21 protein-coding genes are annotated in these 21499 nt (G+C 69.2%); 9 read left to right on the top strand and 12 right to left on the bottom strand.

The genetic code is table 11. From position 1 onward, the window contains the following. The first annotated feature begins 40 nt into the window (after window positions 1–40). Window positions 41–1003: a lysylphosphatidylglycerol synthase domain-containing protein gene (locus HPS01S_RS08475; protein ID WP_066153872.1), complete on the top strand. Its 963-nt coding sequence runs from the start codon at window positions 41–43 to the stop codon at window positions 1001–1003. A 70-nt stretch (window positions 1004–1073) separates the two neighbouring features. Then, window positions 1074–1922: a 2OG-Fe(II) oxygenase gene (locus HPS01S_RS08470; RefSeq protein WP_066153869.1), complete on the top strand. Its 849-nt coding sequence runs from the start codon at window positions 1074–1076 to the stop codon at window positions 1920–1922. On the opposite strand, the gene HPS01S_RS08465 is transcribed toward HPS01S_RS08470, so the two are convergent. The 3 genes from HPS01S_RS08465 to HPS01S_RS08455 form a co-directional block, all read right to left on the bottom strand. Continuing rightward, window positions 1923–2339, bottom strand: coding sequence for an organic hydroperoxide resistance protein (locus tag HPS01S_RS08465; protein WP_066154081.1), 417 nt, complete (start codon window positions 2337–2339; stop codon window positions 1923–1925). It lies immediately after the preceding gene. 50 nt (window positions 2340–2389) lie between these two features. Beyond that, on the bottom strand, window positions 2390–2839 hold the full coding sequence (locus HPS01S_RS08460) for a MarR family winged helix-turn-helix transcriptional regulator (protein ID WP_066153866.1): 450 nt from the start codon (window positions 2837–2839) through the stop codon (window positions 2390–2392). A gap of 68 nt (window positions 2840–2907) precedes the next feature. After that, entirely contained in the window at window positions 2908–3948 is a 1041-nt protein-coding gene (locus tag HPS01S_RS08455) for a serine/threonine protein kinase (protein WP_066153863.1), read from the bottom strand. A gap of 33 nt (window positions 3949–3981) precedes the next feature. On the opposite strand from HPS01S_RS08455, the gene HPS01S_RS08450 reads away from it, so the two are divergent. After that, window positions 3982–4854, top strand: a complete 873-nt coding sequence (locus HPS01S_RS08450) for a class I SAM-dependent methyltransferase (protein ID WP_066154079.1) — start codon at window positions 3982–3984, stop codon at window positions 4852–4854. Window positions 4855–4896: 42 nt separating this feature from the next. Here the strand turns inward: HPS01S_RS08450 and HPS01S_RS08445 are convergent, their stop codons facing one another. Beyond that, window positions 4897–5541: a hypothetical protein gene (locus HPS01S_RS08445; RefSeq protein ID WP_157576143.1), complete on the bottom strand. Its 645-nt coding sequence runs from the start codon at window positions 5539–5541 to the stop codon at window positions 4897–4899. A 79-nt stretch (window positions 5542–5620) separates the two neighbouring features. Here HPS01S_RS08445 and HPS01S_RS08440 point away from each other — a divergent pair, with 79 nt between their 5' ends. The 4 genes from HPS01S_RS08440 to HPS01S_RS08425 all read left to right on the top strand — a co-directional run bounded on the left by HPS01S_RS08440 (window position 5621) and on the right by HPS01S_RS08425 (window position 9974). Beyond that, window positions 5621–7102, top strand: coding sequence for a hypothetical protein (locus HPS01S_RS08440; RefSeq protein ID WP_066153857.1), 1482 nt, complete (start codon window positions 5621–5623; stop codon window positions 7100–7102). Between the two features lie 120 nt (window positions 7103–7222). Continuing rightward, window positions 7223–8377, top strand: a complete 1155-nt coding sequence (locus HPS01S_RS08435) for a cation:proton antiporter (RefSeq protein ID WP_066153854.1) — start codon at window positions 7223–7225, stop codon at window positions 8375–8377. Between the two features lie 7 nt (window positions 8378–8384). Next, window positions 8385–9503 carry a YbdK family carboxylate-amine ligase gene (locus HPS01S_RS08430; protein WP_066153851.1) on the top strand — a complete coding sequence of 373 codons (1119 nt, stop codon included), beginning with the start codon at window positions 8385–8387 and terminating at the stop codon, window positions 9501–9503. Between the two features lie 198 nt (window positions 9504–9701). Next, window positions 9702–9974, top strand: a complete 273-nt coding sequence (locus HPS01S_RS08425; RefSeq protein WP_066153848.1) for a hypothetical protein — start codon at window positions 9702–9704, stop codon at window positions 9972–9974. On the opposite strand, the gene HPS01S_RS08420 is transcribed toward HPS01S_RS08425, so the two are convergent. After that, window positions 9975–10787 carry an ABC transporter permease gene (locus HPS01S_RS08420; RefSeq protein WP_066153845.1) on the bottom strand — a complete coding sequence of 271 codons (813 nt, stop codon included), beginning with the start codon at window positions 10785–10787 and terminating at the stop codon, window positions 9975–9977. It lies immediately after the preceding gene. Further along, complete coding sequence (locus HPS01S_RS08415) at window positions 10787–11722, bottom strand: ATP-binding cassette domain-containing protein (RefSeq protein ID WP_066153842.1); 936 nt, start codon at window positions 11720–11722, stop codon at window positions 10787–10789. The genes HPS01S_RS08420 and HPS01S_RS08415 overlap by 1 nt, the downstream gene beginning before the upstream one ends. Window positions 11723–11846: 124 nt before the next feature. Here HPS01S_RS08415 and asd point away from each other — a divergent pair, with 124 nt between their 5' ends. After that, window positions 11847–12713 carry an archaetidylserine decarboxylase gene (gene asd / locus HPS01S_RS08410; protein ID WP_066153839.1) on the top strand — a complete coding sequence of 289 codons (867 nt, stop codon included), beginning with the start codon at window positions 11847–11849 and terminating at the stop codon, window positions 12711–12713. Between the two features lie 18 nt (window positions 12714–12731). Further along, the gene (gene purT, locus HPS01S_RS08405) at window positions 12732–13934 is read left to right on the top strand and encodes a formate-dependent phosphoribosylglycinamide formyltransferase (RefSeq protein WP_066153837.1); all 1203 of its coding nucleotides are present in this window, start codon (window positions 12732–12734) and stop codon (window positions 13932–13934) included. A gap of 2 nt (window positions 13935–13936) precedes the next feature. On the opposite strand, the gene HPS01S_RS08400 is transcribed toward purT, so the two are convergent. The 6 genes from HPS01S_RS08400 to HPS01S_RS08375 form a co-directional block, all read right to left on the bottom strand. Beyond that, entirely contained in the window at window positions 13937–15145 is a 1209-nt protein-coding gene (locus tag HPS01S_RS08400) for an ABC transporter permease (RefSeq protein WP_066153835.1), read from the bottom strand. After that, window positions 15135–15866, bottom strand: coding sequence for an ABC transporter ATP-binding protein (locus HPS01S_RS08395; protein ID WP_243721743.1), 732 nt, complete (start codon window positions 15864–15866; stop codon window positions 15135–15137). Before HPS01S_RS08395 ends, HPS01S_RS08400 begins: the two co-directional genes overlap by 11 nt. A gap of 98 nt (window positions 15867–15964) precedes the next feature. Next, window positions 15965–17266, bottom strand: coding sequence for an efflux RND transporter periplasmic adaptor subunit (locus tag HPS01S_RS08390; RefSeq protein WP_066154074.1), 1302 nt, complete (start codon window positions 17264–17266; stop codon window positions 15965–15967). 19 nt (window positions 17267–17285) lie between these two features. Continuing rightward, on the bottom strand, window positions 17286–18749 hold the full coding sequence (locus tag HPS01S_RS08385) for an efflux transporter outer membrane subunit (RefSeq protein ID WP_084397173.1): 1464 nt from the start codon (window positions 18747–18749) through the stop codon (window positions 17286–17288). Between the two features lie 83 nt (window positions 18750–18832). Beyond that, a complete protein-coding gene (locus HPS01S_RS08380; protein WP_066153832.1) occupies window positions 18833–19939 on the bottom strand; it encodes a mechanosensitive ion channel family protein in 1107 nt (368 codons plus the stop codon). Between the two features lie 27 nt (window positions 19940–19966). After that, window positions 19967–21463, bottom strand: a complete 1497-nt coding sequence (locus HPS01S_RS08375; protein ID WP_066153830.1) for an AMP nucleosidase — start codon at window positions 21461–21463, stop codon at window positions 19967–19969. Window positions 21464–21499 lie beyond the last annotated feature (36 nt).

Raw genomic sequence — 21499 nt, 5'->3', positions numbered from 1 at the left:
GCCTTGTAGCGCCGCTTCGCTTTGTTTCCCACGGGTTTCCATGAAATACGCCAAGACCGTTTTCAAGTGGCTGATGTATGCGGCCGTCGTGGCGTCGATCGTGTTCTTCGTGCGCGCCTTCATGATCCACATGGAGAAGCTGCCGCCGATTCCCCTCAACCTGGCCACCGTGGCCGTCGGCCTGCTCAGCATGATGAGCGTGGTGCTGGCCCACTTCTTCGGCACCCACGTGTGGCGCCTGCTGATGTCCGACCAGGGCCACCGCGTGCCCACGCGGCTGGCGGTGCAGGTGTTCTTCATTTCCCAGCTGGGCAAGTACCTGCCGGGCAATGTGGGTCAGTTCATCGGCCGCGGCGTGCTGGCCAAGTCCACCGGCATTCCCGTGGGTGTCGCGGTGGGCACGGCGGTGTTCGAGGGCATCTGGAACCTGGTGATCAGCTGCATGCTCGCCCTGCTGGGCACCGTGGTGCTGTGGGACCTGCACACCGCCGACGGGGCGGCAGCACCCGCCTTCGCTTCCAAGCTGGTCTGGATCCTGCCGCTGGCCCTGGTGGCGCCCTGGCTGGGCATCAAGGTGCTCAACACCCTGCTGCCCAGGCTGAGCATGAAGATTGGCGGCGGCCGGCTGTTGCGCCTGCCGCAACTGCGCACCGCGCTGTTCGTGTCCCTGTTGATCTTGATCAACTTCATGCAGCAGGGCTATGTAGTGAAATTGCAGTCGGAATACTTATTCGCAAGTCCCGACATTGACTGGTTCAGCATCGCGCTGCTCTACAGCAGCGCCTGGGTGGTGGGCTATGTGGTGCCAGGCTCTCCCGGTGGTCTCGGGGTGCGCGAGGCGATGATGGTGGTGCTCTTCACTCCGTTGACCGGAGCTGCGGTGGCCGCCGGGCTGGCCGTGAGCATGCGCCTGACCACTCTGCTTGGAGATGCCCTGACCGTGTTGCTCGGCGTGCTCGGACGCCGCATGCAAGCGCACAAGACGCCTGCCGCCACGCCCTGAAAAGGGGGGGGGCCGGTCGCTGAAGGGATGTTTCACGGGACCACCGTCCCGGCACCCTCAGGAGTCCTCCGTGTCCCGCCCCGAACTGTCCAACCGTTTCGTCTTCGACGACCCCCGCTACGAACAACTCGCCATCGAGGGCGAGGCCCAGTACAAGCTCGGCACGCCGTTCAACCACATGGCGTTCGACAACTTCCTGCCCGAGGACATCGCCGAGGCGATGTGGCAGGAGTTCCCCAAGGCGCAGGACATCGAGTGGCACAACTACAACCGCCCGGCCGAGCGCAAGCTGGTGTGTGTGGACGAGACCAAGTTCGGGCCGGTGACGCGCCAGATGCTCTACCAGTTCAACTCGGCGCCGTTCCTGCGCTTCCTTGAAAAGGTCACCGGCATCGACAACATGATTGCCGATCCTTCGATGCGGGGCGGCGGTCTGCACCAGACGCCGCGCGGCGGCCTGCTCAAGCTGCACGCCGACTTCAACAAGCACGACCAGAACTTCCTGGACCGCCGGATCAACGTCATCTTCTACATGAACAAGAACTGGAAGGAAGAGTACGGCGGCAGCCTGGAGCTGTGGGACCGCGAGGTGACGTACTGCGGCGCCAAGATCCTGCCGGTGTTCAACCGCCTCGCCATCTTCTCGCCGACCAGCAACACCTTCCACGGCCACCCGGACCCGCTGACCTGCCCGGAAGGCGACTCGCGCAAGTCGCTGGCGCTGTTCTATTACACGAACGGACGGCCCGACGAAGAGAAGAACGGTGCGCACACGACCATCTTTGCCGAGCGCCCGAACGAGCGCATCGGCGGCCTGCGCTGGCGCGTGTCGCAGGACTACATGCCGCCGGTGCTGTTCCGGGCCATGCGCCGCTTCCGCGAGCGGCACCTGGCCGGAACGATCCAGAAGCGCGGCTGATCAGGCCAGCGTGAGGGTCACGTCGATGTTGCCGCGGGTCGCGTTCGAGTACGGGCAGACCTGGTGGGCGGCGTCGACCAGGGCCTGGGCCTGCGCGCGGTCCATGCCTGGCAGGTGCACCGTCAGGCGCGCCGCGATGCCATAGGCCTGGCCCACGGGGCCCAGGTCCACCTCGGCGTCCACCGCCACATCGGCCGGCACCGTCAGCTTCATCTTGCCGGCCACGGCCTTGATGGCGCCGATGAAACAGGCCGAATAGCCGGCCGCAAACAGCTGCTCGGGGTTGGTGCCGTTGCCAGGTGCGCCGGGCGGCGTGTGCTTGACGTCCAGACGGCCGTCGTCGGAACGCGAGGCGCCGTCGCGGCCGCCGGTGGTGTGGGTGCGGGCGGTGTAGAGAACTTTGTCGAGAGAGGCCATGGTCGGGTCTTTCATGAAAAGCTTGCGCAGCAAGCGGGGGGGTGGAGGGGTCAGGCGCTGAGCCGGTCGCGCAGCGTCTGGATCTGTCGGGTCAGGGCAGTGACCTCGTCTAGGTTGCACTGCGCGGCCTGCATCACGCAGGCGGGCAGGCGCGCCGCCCGGGCCTTGAGCCGTCGACCGGCCGCGGTCAGGCGGATCAGCACGCGGCGTTCGTCGGTGGTGTCCCGCAGGCGCGAGACCAGGTCGGCCGCCTCCAGTCGCTTGAGCAGCGGGGTCAGGGTGCCCGAGTCGAGGTGCAGTCGTTCGCCCAGTGCCGAGACGGTTTCGCCGTCGCGCTCCCACAGCGCCAGCATGACCAGGTACTGGGGATAGGTCAGGCCCATCGACTCCAGCAGCGGCTTGTACAGCTTGGTCATGGCCAGCGAGGCCGAATAGAGCGCGAAACACAGCTGGTTGTCCAGCAGCAGGGCGCGTTCGTCGAGGGGTGTTGTGGATGGCATGGCGTGAACTGTAGCTGGCAATTTAATTGCACACAATTTAATTGCCAGAAACCTTTATGAAGAAAGGGTCAAACCACCAGCGGCGGCTTCTGCATTTCCTCGATCTGCTCGACCAGCATGTCCACCTGGCCCTGCCAGTAGTCGCGGCTGCCGAACCAGGGGAAGTTGATAGGGAAGGCCGGGTCTTGCCAGCGCCGTGCGATCCAGGCGCTGTAGTGCACCAGCCGCAGCGTGCGCAGTGGCTCGATCAGGGCCAGCTCCCGCCGGTCGAAGTCGCGCATCTGTTCGTAGCCATCGAGCAGGGCGCCCAGCTGCTGCGTCTGCTGGCGCCGCTCGCCCGAGAGCAGCATCCACAGGTCTTGCACGGCAGGTCCCGTGCGTGCGTCGTCCAGGTCGACGAAGTGCGGGCCGGCGCCAGGCGCGCCCTCGGGCGTCCACAGGATGTTGCCCGGGTGGCAGTCGCCGTGCAGGCGGATGAGGGCCACGCGGTCCTCGGTGGCCGAAGCCCGGACCGGGCGCAGGGCGGGGTGCGATTCGATGATCTGCAGCGCTTCGTCCAGCGCCTGGCGCCAGGCGGTGCGCACCTCGGGCGCCACGGCCTCGTGCGTCAGCAGCCAGTCGCGCGGCTCGTGGCCGAAGCTGGCAGCGTCCAGCGCCGGGCGGTGCGCGAAGGGCCGGGCGGCGCCCACGGTGTGCAGCCGCGCGAGGAAGCGGCCGGTCCACTCCAGCACGTCGAAGTCCTCCAGCTCGGGCCGGCGTCCGCCGCGCCGCGGGCTCACGCTGAACAGGAAGCCGCCGTGGCGGTGCAGCGTGTGGCCGTCGATGGACAGCGGTGCCACCACCGGCACATCGGCGGCGGCCAGCTCGGCCGCGAAGGCGTGCTCTTCGAGGATCTGTGCCTCGCTCCAGCGGCCCGGCCGGTAGAACTTGAGGACCACCTGCGCGTGCCCGTCCAGAGGCGTCTCCAGCGCCGCCTGGTAGACCCGGTTCTCGTAGCTGCTCAGCGCGGACAGGCGCCCGTCGCCCCACAGGCCGAGGCTGGCCAGCGCGTCCTGCACCACGTCGGGTGTGAGCGTTTCGTAGGGGTGTCGCGGGTCGGTGGCGTGCATGCGCCGATTGTGACCGCCTGCGACAATCCAGGCATGCCCAAAGCCGCCCGCCGCACCCCCGAAGCCCCCAGCCTGCAGGCCCAGTTGCCCGAACTGCGCGAGGGCCAGTCCGTCGAACTGCTCAAGGAGCTGCACATCCTCACGCGAGAGGGCAAGCTCAACCAGGACACCCGCCGCAAGCTCAAGCAGGTCTACCACCTGGTGCAGTTCATCGAGCCGCTGCTGGCCGAGGTGCTCAAGGACCGCGGAGACGTGACCCTGGCCGACCACGGCGCGGGCAAGTCCTACCTCGGCTTCATCCTCTACGACCTGTTCTTCAAGTCGAAGCCGGTCGGCTGGGTGTACGGGGTCGAGACGCGCGCCGAGCTGGTGGAGAAGTCGCGCGCGCTGGCGCAGCGGCTGGGCTTCGCGCGCATGGGCTTCCTGGCGACCACGGTGCAGCAGGCGCTGGACCACCCCGATCTGCCGGCGCAGATCGACGTGGTGACCGCGCTGCACGCCTGCGACACGGCCACCGACGACGCCATCGCCTTCGGCCTGGCGAAGCAGGCCCGCTTCATGGTGCTGGTGCCCTGCTGCCAGGCCGAGGTGGCCTCGGTGATGCGCCAGCACAAGGCGCTGTCACTCGCCCGAACACCGCTGGCCGAGCTCTGGCGGCACCCGCTGCACACGCGCGAGTTCGGCAGCCAGATCACCAACGTGCTGCGCTGCCTTCAGCTCGAAGCCCACGGCTACCAGGTCACGGTGACCGAACTGGTGGGCTGGGAGCACTCGATGAAGAACGAGCTGATCCTGGCGCGCCGCCACGACGGGCCGCAGGGCCAGCGGCAGCGCGCCCGCGAACGCCTGCTGCAGATCGTCGACGAACTCGGCCTGCAGCCGCTGCGCGAGCGCTTCGCGGTCTGAGGCCCGCGCCGCGTGTGCGGCGTGCGGGCTCAGGTCAAGGGCTTACTTGGCGGCCGGCTTGGCCACGGGCTTGGCGGGTGTAGCGGCGGCTGCGGAGGTGGCTGCTTTCAGACGCTCGCCCAGGGTCTTCTCCAGCGCCTGCACGCGGGGCTCGACGGTGGCCCGGGTGTCGGACACCAGCCTGGCCTGCAGCGACTGCTGCATCTCACCGCTGAGCTGCTGGTACTTGCCGTAGGCCGGGGACTCCAGCATCGCCACGATCTCGCGCAGCTCGTCCTCGTTGAACTTGCTCTCCAGCACCGCGCCGATGGTGGCCGGCGCCAGTTGCTGGGCACTGCGCCGCACCAGGGGTACGGTGTCCTTGAGGTACTTCTGCAGCTCGGACTGGACCTCCTTGGCGACCGTCTCCTGCCGGTCCTTGGGCACCTTGGCGGCGATGATCTCGGAGGCCCGGTCGGCGAGCAGCACAGCGGGCTCTTCGGTCATGGCCGTGGCCAGCCGCTCGATGCCGCCTTGCTGCAGCTTGAGCACGCGCTGGATCAGCTCCTTCTTGGCCGGGCTGGACGCCGCGGCGGCCGCAGGGGCGGCGGAGGGGGTGGACTGGGCATGGGACGCGAGGGCGGTCAGCGACAGCAGCAGCGGCAGGCCCACGGTACGGGCGAGGGAAAGGCGTTGGTTTGGGGTCATGCGGCATGGTAACCCTGCGCTTTCGAGGGCGTGTAACCAGACCTTCGGCGCCGGCGAATCCGGCCGCTACCATCGTGCGATGGTCTGCAAGTCCGTGATTTCGCGCCTGCTCGCCACCGCCGTGGTGGTGCTGGCGGGGTGTGCGTCGCAGGTGCCCCGCGGTGCAGACGAGGGCGAACCGGTGGCCGCCTGCCAGCGGTGGTTGCAGCAGCTCGACGAACAGACCGATGCGCATGCGGTGCGCGACGGCGGCGCGGCCCGCATCGACGGGGTGCCCTTCGTCCGCGTCGACCGCCTGCTGGCGTCCTTCCGCGACGAGGCCTTGCAGGACGCTGCGCGCTGGCAGGCCTGGGGCGACCGCCTGATGGCGCTGGACCAGGCGGCGCGCTGGGCCGAGATCCGCAACCTGCCGCGCGCCGCCGTTGACGCGCTGGGCGTCGTGGACCGCGAGGACCTCCAGGCGCGCGCAAAGGCCTGCGGCCCGCTGCTCTGGCAGGCGCTGTCGGCCGACGAGACCGCCCGGCGCCGGCTGCGCGACGCCGCGTTGGTGCCCGACGACTACAGCGTTGCGCTGCGCACGCTGGGTCTCTACCCGCTGAGCCAGTGGCCGTTTTTCTCGGGCGTGGAGCGCGAGCTGCGGCAATGGCAAAGCCGCTGGATGGCCTCGCCGCCCGCGGACGCACCGGGCTGGGCCCGCTACCGGCCCGCGACCGGGGCCGCAGCGACGGTGCCGTGGACGCCGCTGCCGGTGGACGCTCTCGGTATTCCGGCGCCCGACGCCGACACCGCCCGCCGCCTGCTGCAGGCCTACGCGCCGGTGGTGCACATCGAGACCCGTTCCGACGCCGACCAGCCGGGCCGGCTGCGCTGGGGCGAGGACCCTGCGCCGGAGGTCCAGACCGCGCAGCCGCTGCTCTACCAGCGCATCGCCCACACGCGCTACGGCGACCGGGTGCTGCTGCAGCTGGTCTACAGCCTGTGGTTTCCCGAGCGGCCGGCGCGCCACGGGCTGGACCTGCTGGCCGGTCGGGTGGATGCGGTGGTGCTGCGCCTGACCCTGGACGAACGCGGTCGGCCGCTGATGCTCGACAGCATCCACGGCTGCGGCTGCTACCACGTGTTCGTGCCGGCGCGCAGCATGGACCTGCGCCCGCCGCCGTCGGCGCGCATCGAATGGGCGTTCGTGCCGGCCACGCTGCCCGAGCTCGCACCGGGCCAGCGCCTGCGGGTGCATCTGAGCGCATCGGACCACCAGCTGGTCGGTGTGGCCGCCGACGAGGGGGCGGCGACGGGGGTGGTCTACCCGCAGGAACACGAAGACGCGCTGCGCAGCCTGCCCACGGCGGACGGCGGCCATCGCAGTGCATTCGGGTCCCATGGCATCATGCCGGGTACCGAGCGCGGCGAACGGGTCCTGTTCTGGCCCATGGGCATCGAGAGCCCCGGCGCGATGCGGCAGTGGGGGCGGCACCCGACGGCCTTTGTCGGCCGCCGCCATTTCGACGAACCGCGCCTGCTGGAACAGCGTTTTCACTGGCGTCAAGAGGCCGCCGCCCCCTGAGGGGTTTCGTCCTGTTACATGACAGCACCTTCCCGGGGTGGTACACCCGGGGGCCGGGGCGCCGCCCTCCAACCATTCTTTTTCTGCATGGTGACCGACTTTCCCTTTCTTCTTCAGTCCATGGCCTGGCCCCTGGTGCTGCTGGTGGCCTGGTATCTGGGCGAGCGGCTGCACGAATGGGCCAACCTGCCGCGGGTGACCAGCTATGTGGCGGTGGGCCTGGTGGCCAGCCTGATCAACCTGCCGGGGCTGACCGACGCCGTGCCGGGCCTGCCCTTCCTGGCCAACGTGGCGCTGTCGCTGATCCTGTTCGAGCTGGGCTACCGCATCCACCTGCGCTGGTTCCGCCACAACCCCTGGGTGCTGGCGCTGGGGCTGGTGGAGTCGGTGCTGACCTTCGCCACGGTGTACTGGGTGTCGGGGCTGTTCACGCTGCCCACAGACACCCGGCTGATCATCGCGGCGCTGTCGGTGTCCGCCTCGCCCGCCGGCATCGTGCGGGTGGCCAACGAGATGCGCAGCGCCGGCCAGGTGACCGAGCGCGTGCTGCACCTGTGCGCAATCAACTGCCTGGTGGCCGTACTGGCGCTCAAACTGGTCATCGGCTACTGGCACCTCTCGACCTCGGGCGACCTGGTGCTGGCGGCTTTCGGCAGCGTGCACGTGCTGGTCACCTCGGTCGCCGTGGGGGCGCTGCTGGGCGTGGGCATGCCCGCACTGCTGCGCTCGCAGCGCATCCAGGAGCGCGACGTGACCCTGGTGTTCGCGCTCGCGGTGGTGCTGCTGACCACCATGGCCTACGGCCTCAAGCTCTCGCCGCTGCTGGCCGCGCTGACCTTCGGCATCGTGGCGCGCGAACGCCGCGTGCACCTCACCAACGCCCAGCGCGGCTTCGGCACCGCGGGCGACATGCTGACGCTGTTCCTGTTCGTCTACATCGCGGCCCTGCTGGACTGGAGCGAGATCGGTGGCGGCGTGCTGCTGGGGCTGGTGCTGATCGTCGTGCGCATCGCCACCAAGGTGGTGTGCAACGTGGCCGCGGCGCGCCTGTCGGGCAGCACCGAGCGCAAGGGTCTGCTGACCGGCCTGGCGCTCACGCCGATGTCGGCCTTCGCCATCCTGCTGCTGGAACAGAGCCGCCTCTACGGCTTCGAACCCGCCCGCCAGGTGCTGATGGTCCTGGCGTTCATGATGGTGCTGCAGGAGCTGTTCGGTCCTCTGGTGACGCAGCGCGCCCTGCAGGCGGCGAGCGAAACGCATGTGACCCGGGAGTGACGCAGACATGCCGCTGGAAACTTTCAAGGCCTCCGAATCCCTCACGCTGGGCGTCGAGCTCGAACTGCAGCTCGTCAACACCTACGACATGGACCTCTCCAGCAGCGCCAACGACCTGCTGGAGTTGCTGCGGCGCAAGCCCTTCCCGGGCGTGGTCACGCCTGAGATGACGCAGAGCATGATCGAGATCGCCACCGACGTGCAGCACCTGCACGGCCCGCTGCTGGCGCAGCTGCGCGAGATCCGCGACACCCTGGTGAATGCGGGTGACCGCCTCAACATCGCGCTCGCCGGGGGCGGCACCCACCCGTTCCAGCGCTGGTTCGAGCAGCGCATCTTTTCCAAGCCGCGCTTTCAGGAGCTCTCGGGGCTGTACGGCTATCTCGCCAAGCAGTTCACCGTGTTCGGGCAGCACGTGCACGTGGGCTGCAGCTCGCCCGACGAGGCGCTGTTCCTGCTGCACTCGCTCAACCGCTATGTGCCGCACTTCATCGCGCTGTCGGCGTCCTCGCCGTTCTTCCAGGGTGTGGACACGCTGTTCGACTCGGCGCGCCTGAACTCGGTGTTCGCCTTCCCGCTCTCGGGGCGCGCTCCCTTCACGCTCAGCTGGGACGAGTTCGCCAACGTGTACTTCACCAAGATGGAGAGCACGGGCGTGGTCAAGTCCATGAAGGACTTCTACTGGGACATCCGGCCCAAGCCCGAGTACGGCACCATCGAGCTGCGGGTCTGCGACACGCCGCTGACGGTGGAACGCGCCGCGGCGCTGGCCTGTTACCTGCAGTGCCTGTGCCGCCACCTGTTGCAGCGCGACGAACCGCCGCCGGTCGAGGACGACTACCTCGTCTACACCTACAACCGCTTCCAGGCCTGCCGTTTTGGTCTCGACGGCATGATGGTCAACCCCAAGACGCGCGAGCAGATCAGCATCCGAGAGGACATCCTGGCCACGCTGCGCAAGCTCGGCCACCACGCCGATGTGCTGGAGGCGCAGGCCGCGCTGGACGAGGTCGAACGCACCGCGGCGCGCGACGGCAACCACGCCACCTGGCTCCGCAAGTGTTACGCCGAGAGCGGCAGCGTGCAGGGGGTGGTGGCGGCGGCGGTGGACGCTCTGCGCGCCTGATGGGGCCGCGAGGTGGGGCGGGCCGGGCCCCGCTCGCCGGAAAACTGACAGGTGATTACCGCTTATCTCGCAGCTTGTCAGGCAATTTCCTACAACGCGAATGGCAAGGCGCCGACTTAACGTCTTGAAACAGGATGAATACAGTTTGTGACATCGACAAACGCCTTGTTTTCACCCCGTTTTCTCCAGGACACCGCCATGAACTCCACCGACAGCCTCAACCCCTTCGTCCTCATGCTCGATCCGGAAGCCGTGATCACGGCCATGGAAAGCAGCCGCGACCTGCGCGGCCTGCGCCACCGCGTGTGCCGCCCGCTGGACAAGCCCCTGATCCCGATCACCCACCGCACCCTCACGCAGCGCAAGGCCCTCCGTGCTTACGACGCAGCGATCGACAACGAGGCCTTCATGGACTCGGGCGTCGAGTTCTACGCCGCAGCCCAGCCGGCCCTGCAGCTTGCCGTGCACTGATCACTTCGCAAAGCGTTTGCGGGTCAGCGCCAGCGCGACCCAGAACGCGCCGACCGCGTAGACCGCCAGCACCGCCAGGTGCACCAGGGGCCGATCGGGCCACTGGTCCATGAACAGGGGGCGCACCAGCGCGACGGCATTGGTCAGCGGCAGCCATTCGGAGATGGCGCGCACCAGACCCGGCAGCTGTTCCCGGGGAAAGAAGACACCCGAGAGGAACATCATCGGTGTCAGGAACAGCGTGAAGTAGTAGGTGAAGAAGTCGTAGCCCTGGGCCAGCGCGTTGAACACCAGGGCGATGCACGAGAAGGTGATGCCCGCCACCAGCAGGACCGGCAGCACCAGCAGCAGTTTCGGTGAGTGGCTGATGCCCAGCGCGAGCATCACGCCCAGGATGGCCAGCACCGTGAACAGGGCCTTGAAGGCCGCCCACAGCATCTCGGCCAGCACCACGTCGTCCAGCCGCACGGGCGCATTCATGATGCCGTCCCAGGTCTTCTGTACATGCATGCGCGAGAAGGCGGAGTACAGCGCCTCGAAGCTGGCCGCGTTCATCGCGCTCATGCAGATGCTGCCGCTGGCCAGGAACAGGATGTAGGGCACGGCCTGCTGCCCCTGCGGCGTGGACAGGCTCACCTGGCCCACCAGCGCACCCATGCCGTAGCCGAAGGCCACCAGCCACATCAGCGGCTCGGCGATGTTGCCGACCAGGCTGGGCAGCGCCAGCTTCTTCCAGACCAGCAGGTTGCGCTGGAACACGGGCCACCAGCGCATCGAGAGACGTGGGGCGGACCAATGGGACGGGGTGCTCATCAGCCATCCTCCCGGATCTGTCGTCCCGTGAGCTTCAGAAACAGGTCCTCCAGATTCGCCGGCCGGTGCAGGGTGCGCAGGTCGTGCATCGGCGCCAGCGCCTGCAGCAGCGACCGGGCGTCATGTGTGTAGAAGAACACCGTCTCGCCGCTCACCTCGACCCGCCCGGCCAGCTGGCGCAGGGCGGCGTGTGCCGGTGCGTTGTGCAGCGCCAGCGCGCCGGCACCGTAGACCTCCACCACCTCGGGCTCCAGGTGCTGCGCGATCAGCTCGCGCGGCCGGCCCTCGGCGATCTTGCGGCCGTGGTCCAGCACCAGCAGGCGCGAGCACAGGCGCTCGGCCTCGTCCATGAAGTGGGTGGTCAGCAGGATGCTCTTGCCCTGTTGCAACAGCAGCTGCAGGCGCTCCCACATCAGGTGCCGCGCCTGCGGGTCCAGCCCGGTGGTGGGCTCGTCGAGCAGCAGCAGTTGCGGGTCGTTGACCAGGGCGCGCGCCAGCGACAGCCGCCGCTTCATGCCGCCCGAGAGCTCGCCGGGTTTGGCATCGGCCTTGTGCGACAGGGCGGCGAACTCCAGCAGCTGCGGAATGCGCGCGCGGATGGACGCGTCCTTCAGGCCGAAGTAGCGGCCGTACACCAGCAGGTTCTCGGCACAGGAAAAATCCGGGTCCAGCGTGTCCATCTGGCTGACCACGCCCAGGCGCTGCTTGACCGCCAGCGCCTCCTGCGGCATGGGCAGGCCGAAGGCGGTCACCGCACCGGCGTCCGGTGCCGTCAGGCCCAGGCACATGCGGATGGTGGTGGTCTTGCCGGCGCCGTTGGGGCCGATCACGCCCAGGCACTCGCCCGGAGCGATGCCGAACGAGAGGCGGTCGACCACCGTCTGGCCGCCGTAGCGCTTGACCAGGTCCCGGCACTTGAACAGCAGTTCACTCATGGCGGCCGATTGTGCCGTGCCCGCCGTGCCCCTGCGGGCGGAAATGGCGGGTGAAAACGGCCGTCCTACAATGCCGGCTTCCCGGCCGAACGGTCGTCTGACGCCGCGTCCGGCTCGCTCCAAAGTGTCCCTTCCCCCCGCCGTCGCCCTGCAATACCTGCTGCCCAAGACCGCGATCACGCGGTTTGCCGGCTGGTGCGCCCACTCGCGCGCCACCTGGTGGACGCACAACGTGATTCCCTGGTTCATCAAGCGCTACGGCGTCAACATGGACGAGGCGGTCAACCCCGATCCGCGCAGCTACGCCACCTTCAACGAGTTCTTCACCCGGCCGCTGCGCGCCGGCGTGCGCCCGCTCGCGCGCGACGGATTTGTCTGCCCGGTCGATGGCGCGATCAGCCAGCTCGGTGCCATCAAGGACGACCAGATCTACCAGGCCAAGGGCCACCGCTACAGCACCCGCGCGCTCGTGGGGGGCAGCGCCGGCCTGGCCGCGCAGTTCCGCGGCGGCTCCTTCGCCACGATCTACCTCAGCCCCAAGGACTACCACCGCATCCACATGCCCAGCAACGCGCGGCTGCGGCGCATGATCTACGTGCCCGGCGAGTTGTTCTCGGTGAACCCGGTGACGGCGGCGCACGTGCCCGGCCTGTTCGCACGCAACGAGCGCGTGGTCTGCGTGTTCGACGTGCCGCACGGTGTCAACGGCGAGACCCGTCCGTTTGCGCTGGTGCTGGTGGGCGCCACCATCGTCGGCAGCATGGCCACGGTCTGGCACGGTGTGGTCAATCCGCCGCGCACCCGCAACGTGCGCGAATGGACCTACGACAACGAGCCCTGCCTGCTGCAGCGTGGCGAGGAGATGGGCTGCTTCCTGCTGGGTTCCACGGTCGTGATGCTCTGGCCCAAGGACACCATCGATTTCAACCCGCGCTGGGCGGCCGGCCGGCCGGTGCGCATGGGTGAGGCCATGGGCCTTGCCGCCCCCTGACGTTTTTCGAGGACCCTCATGACGACGCTTGGTACACCCCTCTCGCCCTCCGCCACCCGCGTCATGCTGCTGGGCAGCGGCGAACTCGGCAAGGAAGTGCTGATCGCGCTGCAGCGCCTGGGCGTGGAGACCATCGCGGTCGACCGCTATGAGAACGCGCCGGGCCAGCAGGTGGCGCACCACGCGCGCACCATCACCATGAGCGACCCGGCCCAGCTGAAGGCGCTGATCGAGGCCGAGCGCCCGCACCTGGTGGTGCCCGAGATCGAGGCCATTGCCACGCCCATGCTGGAGCAGCTCGAAGCCGCCGGCACGGTAACGGTGATCCCGACCGCGCGCGCCGCGCGCCTGACCATGGACCGCGAGGGCATCCGTCGCCTGGCGGCCGAGACCCTGGGCCTGCCGACCAGCCCCTACCAGTTCTGCGACTCGCTGGCCGAGCTGCAGGCGGCCATTGACGCCGGCATCGGTTACCCCTGCATCGTCAAACCGGTGATGAGTTCCAGCGGCAAGGGCCAGAGCAAGATCGACGGCCCGGCCGATGTGCAGAAAGCCTGGGACTACGCGATGGCCGGCGGCCGCGTGAGCCATGGCCGCGTGATCGTCGAAGGCTTCATCGACTTCGACTACGAGATCACCCAGCTGACCGTGCGCGCCAGGGGCGCCAGTGGCGAGGTCGAGACGCATTTCTGCGAACCCATTGGCCATGTGCAGGTGAGCGGCGACTACGTTGAGAGCTGGCAGCCCATGGCGATGACGCCGGCCGCCATTGAAAAGTCGCGCCAGATCGCCAAGGCCGTCACCGACAACCTCGGCGGCCTTGGCCTGTTCGGCGTGGAGCTGTTCGTCAAGGGCGAGCAGGTCTGGTTCAGCGAAGTCAGCCCGCGCCCGCACGACACCGGCCTGGTGACCCTGTGCACGCAGCACCAGAGCGAGTTCGAACTGCACGCCCGCGCCATCCTCGGCCTGCCGGTGGACACGTCCCTGCGCAACCCGGGCGCCAGTGCCGTGATCTACGGCGGTGTCGAGGCCCAGGGCATCGTGTTCGACGGCGTCGATGAGGCGCTGCGTGTGCCCGGCACCGACCTGCGCCTGTTCGGCAAACCCGAGAGCTTCACCAAGCGCCGCATGGGCGTCGCGCTGGCCCGGGCGACGGACACCGACACGGCGCGCGCCAACGCCAAGCTGGCCGCGAGCAAGGTCAGGCCCCGCGAGGTCTGACTTCACTCATGACGTAATGCGTCAATCGGATTGAGCCGCGCCGCGCGCCGCGCCGGGAAGTAGCCGAACAGCACGCCGATGGCGGCCGAGAACAGGAAGCTCAGCAGGTTCACGCCCAGGTTGAACTGGTAGGGCACGTCCATCACCGCCGACAGCGCCACCGAGGCGCCGGTGGCCAGCACGATGCCCACCAGGCCGCCGAGCGCGGCCAGCACCACGGCCTCGATCAGGAACTGCAGCAGCACCTCGCGCTCCAGCGCGCCGATGGCCAGGCGCAGGCCGATCTCGCGGGTGCGTTCGGTCACGCTCACCAGCATGATGTTCATGATGCCGATGCCGCCCACCAGCAGGCTGACGGCGGCCACCGCGCCCAGCAGCATGGTCATGATCCTGGTCGTGCCCGAGAGGGTTTCGGCCAGCTGCTTGGTGTCGAGCACGTTGAAGTTGTCCTCGTCGGTCTCGGCCAGCTTGCGGCGCTCGCGCAGCAGCTGCGTGATCGAGGCGGTCACGCGCGCGGCGTCGGCGCCATCGCTCATCGACACCAGCAGGGTGTTGACGCGGGTGTGGCCGACGATGCGGCGCTGCAGTGTCTTGATCGGCATCAGCACCATGTCGTCCTGGTCGTTGCCGAAGGCGCCCTGGCCCTTGGATTCGAGCGTGCCGACGACCTCGCAGCTCATGGCCTTGACCCGCAGCTGGCCGCCCACGGCGCTGGTGTTGCCGAACAGCTCGCGCTGCACCGTCTGGCCGATCAGGCAGACCGCGCCGCCGGCGCGAAGCTCGTCGTCGCTGAAGTTGCGGCCGTCGGCGATCTTCCAGTTGCCGGTGACCAGCCAGTCGTTGGTGCTGCCGATCACGCTGGAATTCCAGTTGCGGCCATTGGCCACCAGGGTGGTGCCGGTGCGGGCTTCGGGCGCCACCGCCAGGATGCCGCTGACCTGGCCCATGATGGCCTCGCCGTCGCTTTCCTTGAATGCGGGCGCACCGCCGCCGCCACCGCCCGGCCCCATGCGCTGGCCGGGGCGCACCTGCAGCAGGTTGGTGCCCAGGCCGGCGATCTGGTTCTGCACCGCCGCGGTGGCGCCGTTGCCCACGGTGACCATGGTGATCACGGCGCTGACGCCGATCACGATGCCCAGGATGGTGAGGAAGGAGCGCAGCAGGTTGCGCCGGATCGAGCGCAGCGCCAGGACCAGGGTGTTAAGCCACATGGCTGTCCCCTTCCGGCTGGCGTTCGCGCAGCAGGTGCGGCACCGGGTTGCGCACGTCGCTGGCAACCACGCCGTCGACGAAGCGCACCATGCGGCGCGCGTACTCGGCCATGTCGGGCTCGTGCGTGACCATCAGCACGGTGATGCCCTGCTCAGTGTTCAGGCGCCAGAGCAGTTCCATGATTTCGTGGCTGCGTTGCGTGTCGAGGTTGCCGGTCGGCTCGTCGGCCAGCAGCACCTGCGGCTCGGTGACGATGGCGCGCGCGATCGCCACGCGCTGCTGCTGGCCACCGGAGAGTTCGCCCGGCGTGTGGTGCTCCCAGCCCTTGAGACCGACCTTCTCCAGCGCCGCGAGCGCCGCCGAGTGCCGCAGGGCCGCGGGTTCGCCGCGGTAGACCAGGGGCAGCTCGACGTTCTCCTGCGCCGAGGTGCGCGCCAGCAGGTGGAAGCCCTGGAACACGAAGCCGAAGTAGCGCCGGCGCAGGCGCGCACGCTGGTCGCGCGAGAGCGACTCCACGTGCACGCCGCGGAACAGGTACTCGCCCGTGGTGGGCACGTCCAGGCAGCCCAGGGTGTTCATCGCGGTCGACTTGCCCGAACCGCTGGGGCCCATGATCGCCACGAAGTCGCCCTGCTGGATGTCGAGGTCGACCCCCTTGAGCGCCTGGAAGGCGGTGTTGCCCTCGCCGTAGGTCTTGGTGATGCCGCGCAGGCGGATCAGCGGGTTGTCGTTGACCGGGCGATCCGGCGCCGGGCCGCCCCAAGCCGGATCAGCCCCCCCGGGGGGCAGCGACCCGCGCAGCGGTGGAGCGTGGGGGCTCACGGCGTAGCCCCACTGCGTTGTTCCGTGATCACCGCCATGCCTTCGGTCAGGCCTTCGCCGCTGACCTCGGTGTTGCGGCCGTCGCTGATGCCGGTTTTGACCGGCTTGGCCACGGGCTCGCCGTTCTCCAGCACCCAGATCTGGCGCGGGCCACCACCACGGCGGTCCATGCCGGCGGTCTTGGGGCGCGTGTTCGGGGGGCGCGGCATCATCTTCGAGAGGATGCTGCCGCCGCTGGCCGGGGCGGCGCCGTTGGAAGACGCGGGCGAGAAGCGCAGCGCGGTGTTGGGCACCAGCAGCACGCCCTTGGCTTCCTTGGCCACGATGGTCGCGGCCGCGGTCATGCCGGGGCGCAGGCTCAGGTCGGCGTTGTCGACATTGAGCGTGGTGGTGTAGGTGACGACGTTGTCGGTCTTGGTCGATCCGAAGGCCACGCGCTGGATGGTGGCCGGGTAGCGCCGCGCAGGAAAGGCGCTGACGGTGAACGTGGCCTTCTGGTCGACCTTGACATTGCCCACGTCGGCCTCGTCCACCGCCACATCCAGTTTGAGCTGGGCCAGGTCCTCGGCCAGGGTGAACAGGGTGACCGCCTGCAGCGAGGCGGCCACCGCGTTGCCCGGGTCGACCGAGCGCGAAAGCACCACGCCGCTGATGGGGGAGCGGATCGAAGCTTTGGACAGGTTGGTCTCGTTGGTGGACAGCGCGGCGCGGGCCTCGTTGACGGAAGCCTGGGCGGCGGCCTCGGCGGCCACGGCACGGTCCACGGCGGCCTTGGCACCGTCCAGCTCGGTGGCCGAGGGCACCTTGCCGCCCGACAGGCGTGCCACCTCCTCGTAGCGGGCGAGCGCGGCGCGGGCCTCGCGGGCCGTGGCGACCGCCTGGGCCAGCTGAGCCTGGGCCGAGGCCAGGCCGGCGCGCGCCTGCGTCACCTGGTCCTGCAGCTTGGCGGTGTCCAGCTCCACCAGCACCTGGCCGGCCTTGACGCGGTCGTTCACGTCGACCAGCACGCGTTTGACCGTGCCCGAGAGCTCGCTGCCCACGTTGACCGAGCGGGTCGGCTGCAGCGTCCCGTTGGCCGAGACCGTGAGCGTGATGTCGCCGGCCTTGAGCGGCTCGGTCACGTAGACCGGGGCGGCCTTGGCGCTCTTCTGCGACTGCCAGACGTAGAGGCCGCCGCCGGCCAGCGCCAGCGCCGCGACCGCGATCCAGGTCGAGGCGCGCTGCCACCAGCGGGGCGGACGGTCATCGCCCAGCAGGTTCTGGACGTCGGCGGGGGTGGAGGTCTTCTTGGCGTTCATGGTCATCGGGAGAAATCGGTCAGCGGGCGGCGCTCGGCGCGGCGGTGTCCGGGGTCCAGCCACCGCCCAGGGCCTTGTAGAGGCGCACATGGCCGGTGGCGAGCGAGGCCTGGGCGCTGGCCACGCTGTCCTGCGCGGACAGCAGGGTGCGCTGGGTGTCGAGCACGGTGCGGAAATCGATCAGGCCGCTCTGGTATCGCTGGCGCGCCAGCAGCTCGGCGTTGACGGCGGCCTCGGCGGCGGTCTGCAGGCGGGCCAGGCGCTCGCGGTCGCCCTGGATGGCGACCAGCGCGTCCTCCACGTCCTGCAGCGCGGTCAGCACGGTGCTGGCGTAGCTGGCGCGCGCCTGTTCCAGCGCCGCCTCCTGCGCGCGCACCTGGGCCTTCGCGGCGCCTCCGTCCAGCAGCGGCGCCGACACGCTGGCCAGCAGGGACCGCACCACGGAGGCGCCGTCGGTCAGGGTGCCCAGCGTGAGCGCGGACAGGCCGAGCGAGCCGCCGAGCCGGAAGCTCGGGTAGCGCGCGGCGTCGGCGGCGGTCACTCGCGCCAGCGCGGCGCTGATGCGGTGCTCGGCGGTGCGCACGTCGGGGCGCTGGCGCAGGGTCTCGGCCGGCAGCGAGAGCGCGATGTCGGCGGGCGGCTGCGGCACCGGCGCGACCGCGCCCAGCGTGGCGTCCAGCGCGCCGGGCGCCTGTCCGGTCAGCACCGACAGCGCGTTCCGGGACTGGGCCAGGCTGGTCTGCAGCGCAGGAATCTGGGCCTGGGTCTGCGCCTGCGCCGCAATGGCCTGTTCCAGGTCCAGCGAAGATGCGAGGCCGGCCTGCACCCGCCAGCGCGTGATCTGCAGCGTTTCGGACTGGGCGGCCAGGTTGCGCTGCGCGATGTCCAGCCGCGACTGCAGGCCGCGCAGCTCGATCAGCGAGGCGGCGACCTCGGCCGCGAGCGACACCTGCACATCGGCCAGGCTGGTTTCGGAGGCGCGGGCCTCGGCCTCGCTGGCGTCCAGGCGGGCGCGGTTGCCGCCGAAGATGTCGGGCTCCCAGCTGGCGTCAAAGCCGGCCTGGAAGCGGCTGCTGGCGTCGGCCGAGCCCGAGCGGCTGCGCTGGGCCGAGCCCGAGGCGCTGAGCGAGGGGCCGTTGTTCGCCTGCTGCACGTCGCGCTGGGCGCGCGCCTGCTGCAGCGCGGCCTGTGCGCTGCGCACGCCGGGGTTGGCCTGCAGCGCCTGGGTGACCAGGGTGGTGAGCGAGGGGTCGTTGAAGCGTTGCCACCACTGGGTCAGCGTGGTGGCCGCCATCCCTTCGGTGGCGGGCGCCGCGGTCCACTGGGTCGGTGCCACCGGCAGCATGCCGTTGCTGCCGGCTTGATCTGGCGGGGACGACAGGTGGGCGCAGGCCGACAGGCTCAACGCCAGCACAGCCGCCAGACTCACACGGCGCAGCGGTGGCTGGCGGGCCGCAACAGGGAAGGGAATTCTGTTGTTCATGTCGGAGGCATTGTGTGCGGCCCGTGCTTCTGCCGCACCGCAGAAATGTCAAGCCGAGGTAAAGCCGGCATCGGTGCAGCGGCTCAACAGCCGTGTGCGAGGGGCGGATCAGCCTCGCCAGCGCCCGTGGCCAGGTGCAGGGTCTGCGTGGGAAGGGCGATCTGCGCGCCATGGCGCTGGACGATGCGGCCCATCGCCAGCAGCAGCTCCTGCTTGAGCGTCTGGTAGTCGACCCAGGCGCGGGTGAGCGTGAAGGCGTAGACCATGATGTCCAGCGAACTGGCGCCGAAGCGGGTGAAGTTGACGATCAGCGTCTGCGTGGGGTCGATGGCCGGGTGCTGTTGCAGGTAGGCGCGGATGTCGTCGCACACCGCCTGCACCTGCGCGAAGTCGTCGTAGCGCAGGCCGATGACTTCGTTCAGGCGCCGGTGGCTCATGCGCGACGGGTTTTCCACCACGATGCTGGTGAACACCGAGTTGGGCACGTAGATCGGGTTCTTGTTGAAGGCGCGGATGCGGGTGTGGCGCCAGCTGATGTACTCCACCGTGCCTTCGATGCTCTTGTCGGGCGAGCGGATCCAGTCGCCGACGCTGAAGGGGCGGTCCAGGTAGATGGTCAGGCCGCCGAAGAAGTTGGCCAGCAGGTCCCTGGCGGCCAGGCCGACCGCGATACCGCCCACGCCGCCGAGCGCCAGCAGCCCGCCGATCTGGAAACCAAGGCCGTGTGCGGCCGTCATGACGGTGACCACCACCACCACCAGGCGCAGCAGCTTGCTCAGCGCCAGCGCGGTGGTCAGGTCGAAGTCTTCTCCGGCTTCGGTGCGGCGGCGGATGCTGGTCTGCGTCACCTCGCCGATGAACTTCCAGAGGAACCAGGCCACGCAGACCATGAAGCCGATGTCGCGCCACAGCAGCACGGTGCCCAGCCAGTCGTGTTCGGGCCAGCGCGCATGCACCGCCCGCGCCACCAGGCTGAGGCCCACCAGCCAGACCATGGCCTGCAAGGGCCGGCGTGCGGCGCGCAGCAGCGATTCGTCCCAGGGGGTGCTGGACGCGTGGGTCCAGCGCTCGATGCGGCGCAGCACCAGGCGCAGGGCCTGGTCCACCAGCAGGGTGATGAAAAGAATGACCAGCGCCGAGGCCAGCCAGAGTTCGACGCCGATGAGGGTTTGCAGTTGTTCCGTGAGCATGAGGGGTATGGGGTGGCGCACTGCGCCTTACTGAAAAGCCACTTCCGCAAAACTGCGCAGCTTGCGGCTGTGCAGCTGGTCGACCCCGCCGGCGCGCAACAGTTCCACCGCGCGGATGCCGATGCGCAGGTGCTGGTCGACCCGCTCGCGGTAGAAGTGGTTGGCCATGCCGGGCAGTTTGATCTCGCCGTGCAGCGGCTTGTCGCTCACGCACAGCAGGGTGCCGTAGGGCACGCGGAAGCGGAATCCGTTGGCGGCGATGGTGGCGCTTTCCATGTCCAGTGCGACGGCACGCGATTGCGAGAAGCGGCGCTGTGGCGTGTTGTCGGGCAGCAGTTCCCAGTTGCGGTTGTCGGTGCTGGCGACGGTGCCGGTGCGCATGATGCGCTTGAGCTCCTGCGGCGGCACGCCGGTCACGTCGGCCACGGCCTGTTCCAGCGCGACCTGGATCTCGGCCAGCGCGGGGATCGGCACCCACAGCGGCAGTTCCTCGTCGAGCACGTGGTCTTCGCGCACGTAGGCGTGGGCCAGCACATAGTCGCCCAGCTGCTGGCCGTTGCGCAGGCCGGCGCAGTGGCCCAGCATCAGCCAGGCGTGCGGGCGCAGCACGGCGATGTGGTCGGTGATGGTCTTGGCATTCGCGGGCCCCACGCCAATGTTGACCATGGTGATGCCCGAGCGGTCTTCGCGCAGCAGGTGGTAGGCCGGCATCTGCGGCAGGCGGGGCAGGGCCTTGCCCAGCGCGTCGATGGCCTGGGCCGACAGGCCGGCGCGGCGCGTGACCAGGTTGCCCGGTTCGACGAAGGCGATGTAGTCGCTGCGCGGGTCGGCCATCTCGGCATGTCCGAGCTTGATGAACTCGTCGATGTAGAACTGGTAGTTGGTGAACAGCACGAAGTTCTGGAACCAGTCGGGCGAGGTGCCGCTGTAGTGGCGCAGGCGCTGGAGCGAATAGTCCACCCGCGGGCCGGTGAACAGGGACAGCGGGTGCGGCTCGCCCGGCCGGGGCTCGTGCGTGCCGTTGGCGATGCCGTCGTCCATCACGGTCAGGTCGGGCAGGTCGAACACATCGCGCATCAGGGCGCGGCGCTCGGGGCCCATCTCGCCTTCCACATGCTCGTGTTCGGCGAAGGAGAAGTGGATCGGGATCGGCTGCGTGCTGGTGCCCACCTCCAGCTTGCCGTCGTGGTTGGACAGCAGCAGGCGGAACTGCTCCAGGTAGTAGTCGGCGTACAGGTCGGGGCGGGTCAGCGTGGTTTCGAAGCGGCCCGGGCCGGCGACGAAACCGTAGCTCAGCCGGCTCTGCAGCCCGGCCTCCTGGCGCGAGACGCTGCGCGAGTGCAGCCGCACGAAGGGGTAGCAGGCGCGGATGCGGGCGCCACCGGGCTCGGCACCCGCCACGAAGTCGTGCATGGCTTCGCGCAGGAAGGCGACGCTGCTGTCGTAGATGTGCTGCACCTGGGCCAGCGCGGCGGCCGGGTCGTCGAACAGCTGGGGGGCGATGAAGGTGGGGGATTTGTGCATGGGGCTATTGTGTGGCCAGGTCTTGTTACAGGCGCG

The sequence above is a fragment of the Hydrogenophaga pseudoflava NBRC 102511 genome (genome assembly GCF_001592285.1).
GTDB lineage: Bacteria > Pseudomonadota > Gammaproteobacteria > Burkholderiales > Burkholderiaceae_C > Hydrogenophaga > Hydrogenophaga pseudoflava.
This window is presented reverse-complemented; position numbering and strand designations above follow the sequence as displayed.

Excerpts from the sequence above, each read along its gene's own strand:
- HPS01S_RS08475 (WP_066153872.1), top strand. The coding sequence starts at position 41 with ATGAAATACGCCAAGACCGTTTTCAAGTGGCTGATGTATGCGGCCGTC.
- HPS01S_RS08380 (WP_066153832.1), bottom strand. The coding sequence starts at position 19,939 with ATGCTCACGGAACAACTGCAAACCCTCATCGGCGTCGAACTCTGGCTG.
- purT (WP_066153837.1), top strand. The coding sequence starts at position 12,732 with ATGACGACGCTTGGTACACCCCTCTCGCCCTCCGCCACCCGCGTCATG.
- HPS01S_RS08430 (WP_066153851.1), top strand. The coding sequence starts at position 8,385 with ATGCCGCTGGAAACTTTCAAGGCCTCCGAATCCCTCACGCTGGGCGTC.
- HPS01S_RS08440 (WP_066153857.1), top strand. The coding sequence starts at position 5,621 with ATGGTCTGCAAGTCCGTGATTTCGCGCCTGCTCGCCACCGCCGTGGTG.
- HPS01S_RS08415 (WP_066153842.1), bottom strand. The coding sequence starts at position 11,722 with ATGAGTGAACTGCTGTTCAAGTGCCGGGACCTGGTCAAGCGCTACGGC.
- HPS01S_RS08390 (WP_066154074.1), bottom strand. The coding sequence starts at position 17,266 with ATGAACGCCAAGAAGACCTCCACCCCCGCCGACGTCCAGAACCTGCTG.
- HPS01S_RS08465 (WP_066154081.1), bottom strand. The coding sequence starts at position 2,339 with ATGGCCTCTCTCGACAAAGTTCTCTACACCGCCCGCACCCACACCACC.
- HPS01S_RS08450 (WP_066154079.1), top strand. The coding sequence starts at position 3,982 with ATGCCCAAAGCCGCCCGCCGCACCCCCGAAGCCCCCAGCCTGCAGGCC.
- HPS01S_RS08425 (WP_066153848.1), top strand. The coding sequence starts at position 9,702 with ATGAACTCCACCGACAGCCTCAACCCCTTCGTCCTCATGCTCGATCCG.
- HPS01S_RS08455 (WP_066153863.1), bottom strand. The coding sequence starts at position 3,948 with ATGCACGCCACCGACCCGCGACACCCCTACGAAACGCTCACACCCGAC.
- HPS01S_RS08385 (WP_084397173.1), bottom strand. The coding sequence starts at position 18,749 with ATGAACAACAGAATTCCCTTCCCTGTTGCGGCCCGCCAGCCACCGCTG.
- HPS01S_RS08420 (WP_066153845.1), bottom strand. The coding sequence starts at position 10,787 with ATGAGCACCCCGTCCCATTGGTCCGCCCCACGTCTCTCGATGCGCTGG.
- HPS01S_RS08445 (WP_157576143.1), bottom strand. The coding sequence starts at position 5,541 with ATGACCCCAAACCAACGCCTTTCCCTCGCCCGTACCGTGGGCCTGCCG.
- HPS01S_RS08435 (WP_066153854.1), top strand. The coding sequence starts at position 7,223 with ATGGCCTGGCCCCTGGTGCTGCTGGTGGCCTGGTATCTGGGCGAGCGG.
- HPS01S_RS08375 (WP_066153830.1), bottom strand. The coding sequence starts at position 21,463 with ATGCACAAATCCCCCACCTTCATCGCCCCCCAGCTGTTCGACGACCCG.
- HPS01S_RS08460 (WP_066153866.1), bottom strand. The coding sequence starts at position 2,839 with ATGCCATCCACAACACCCCTCGACGAACGCGCCCTGCTGCTGGACAAC.
- HPS01S_RS08400 (WP_066153835.1), bottom strand. The coding sequence starts at position 15,145 with ATGTGGCTTAACACCCTGGTCCTGGCGCTGCGCTCGATCCGGCGCAAC.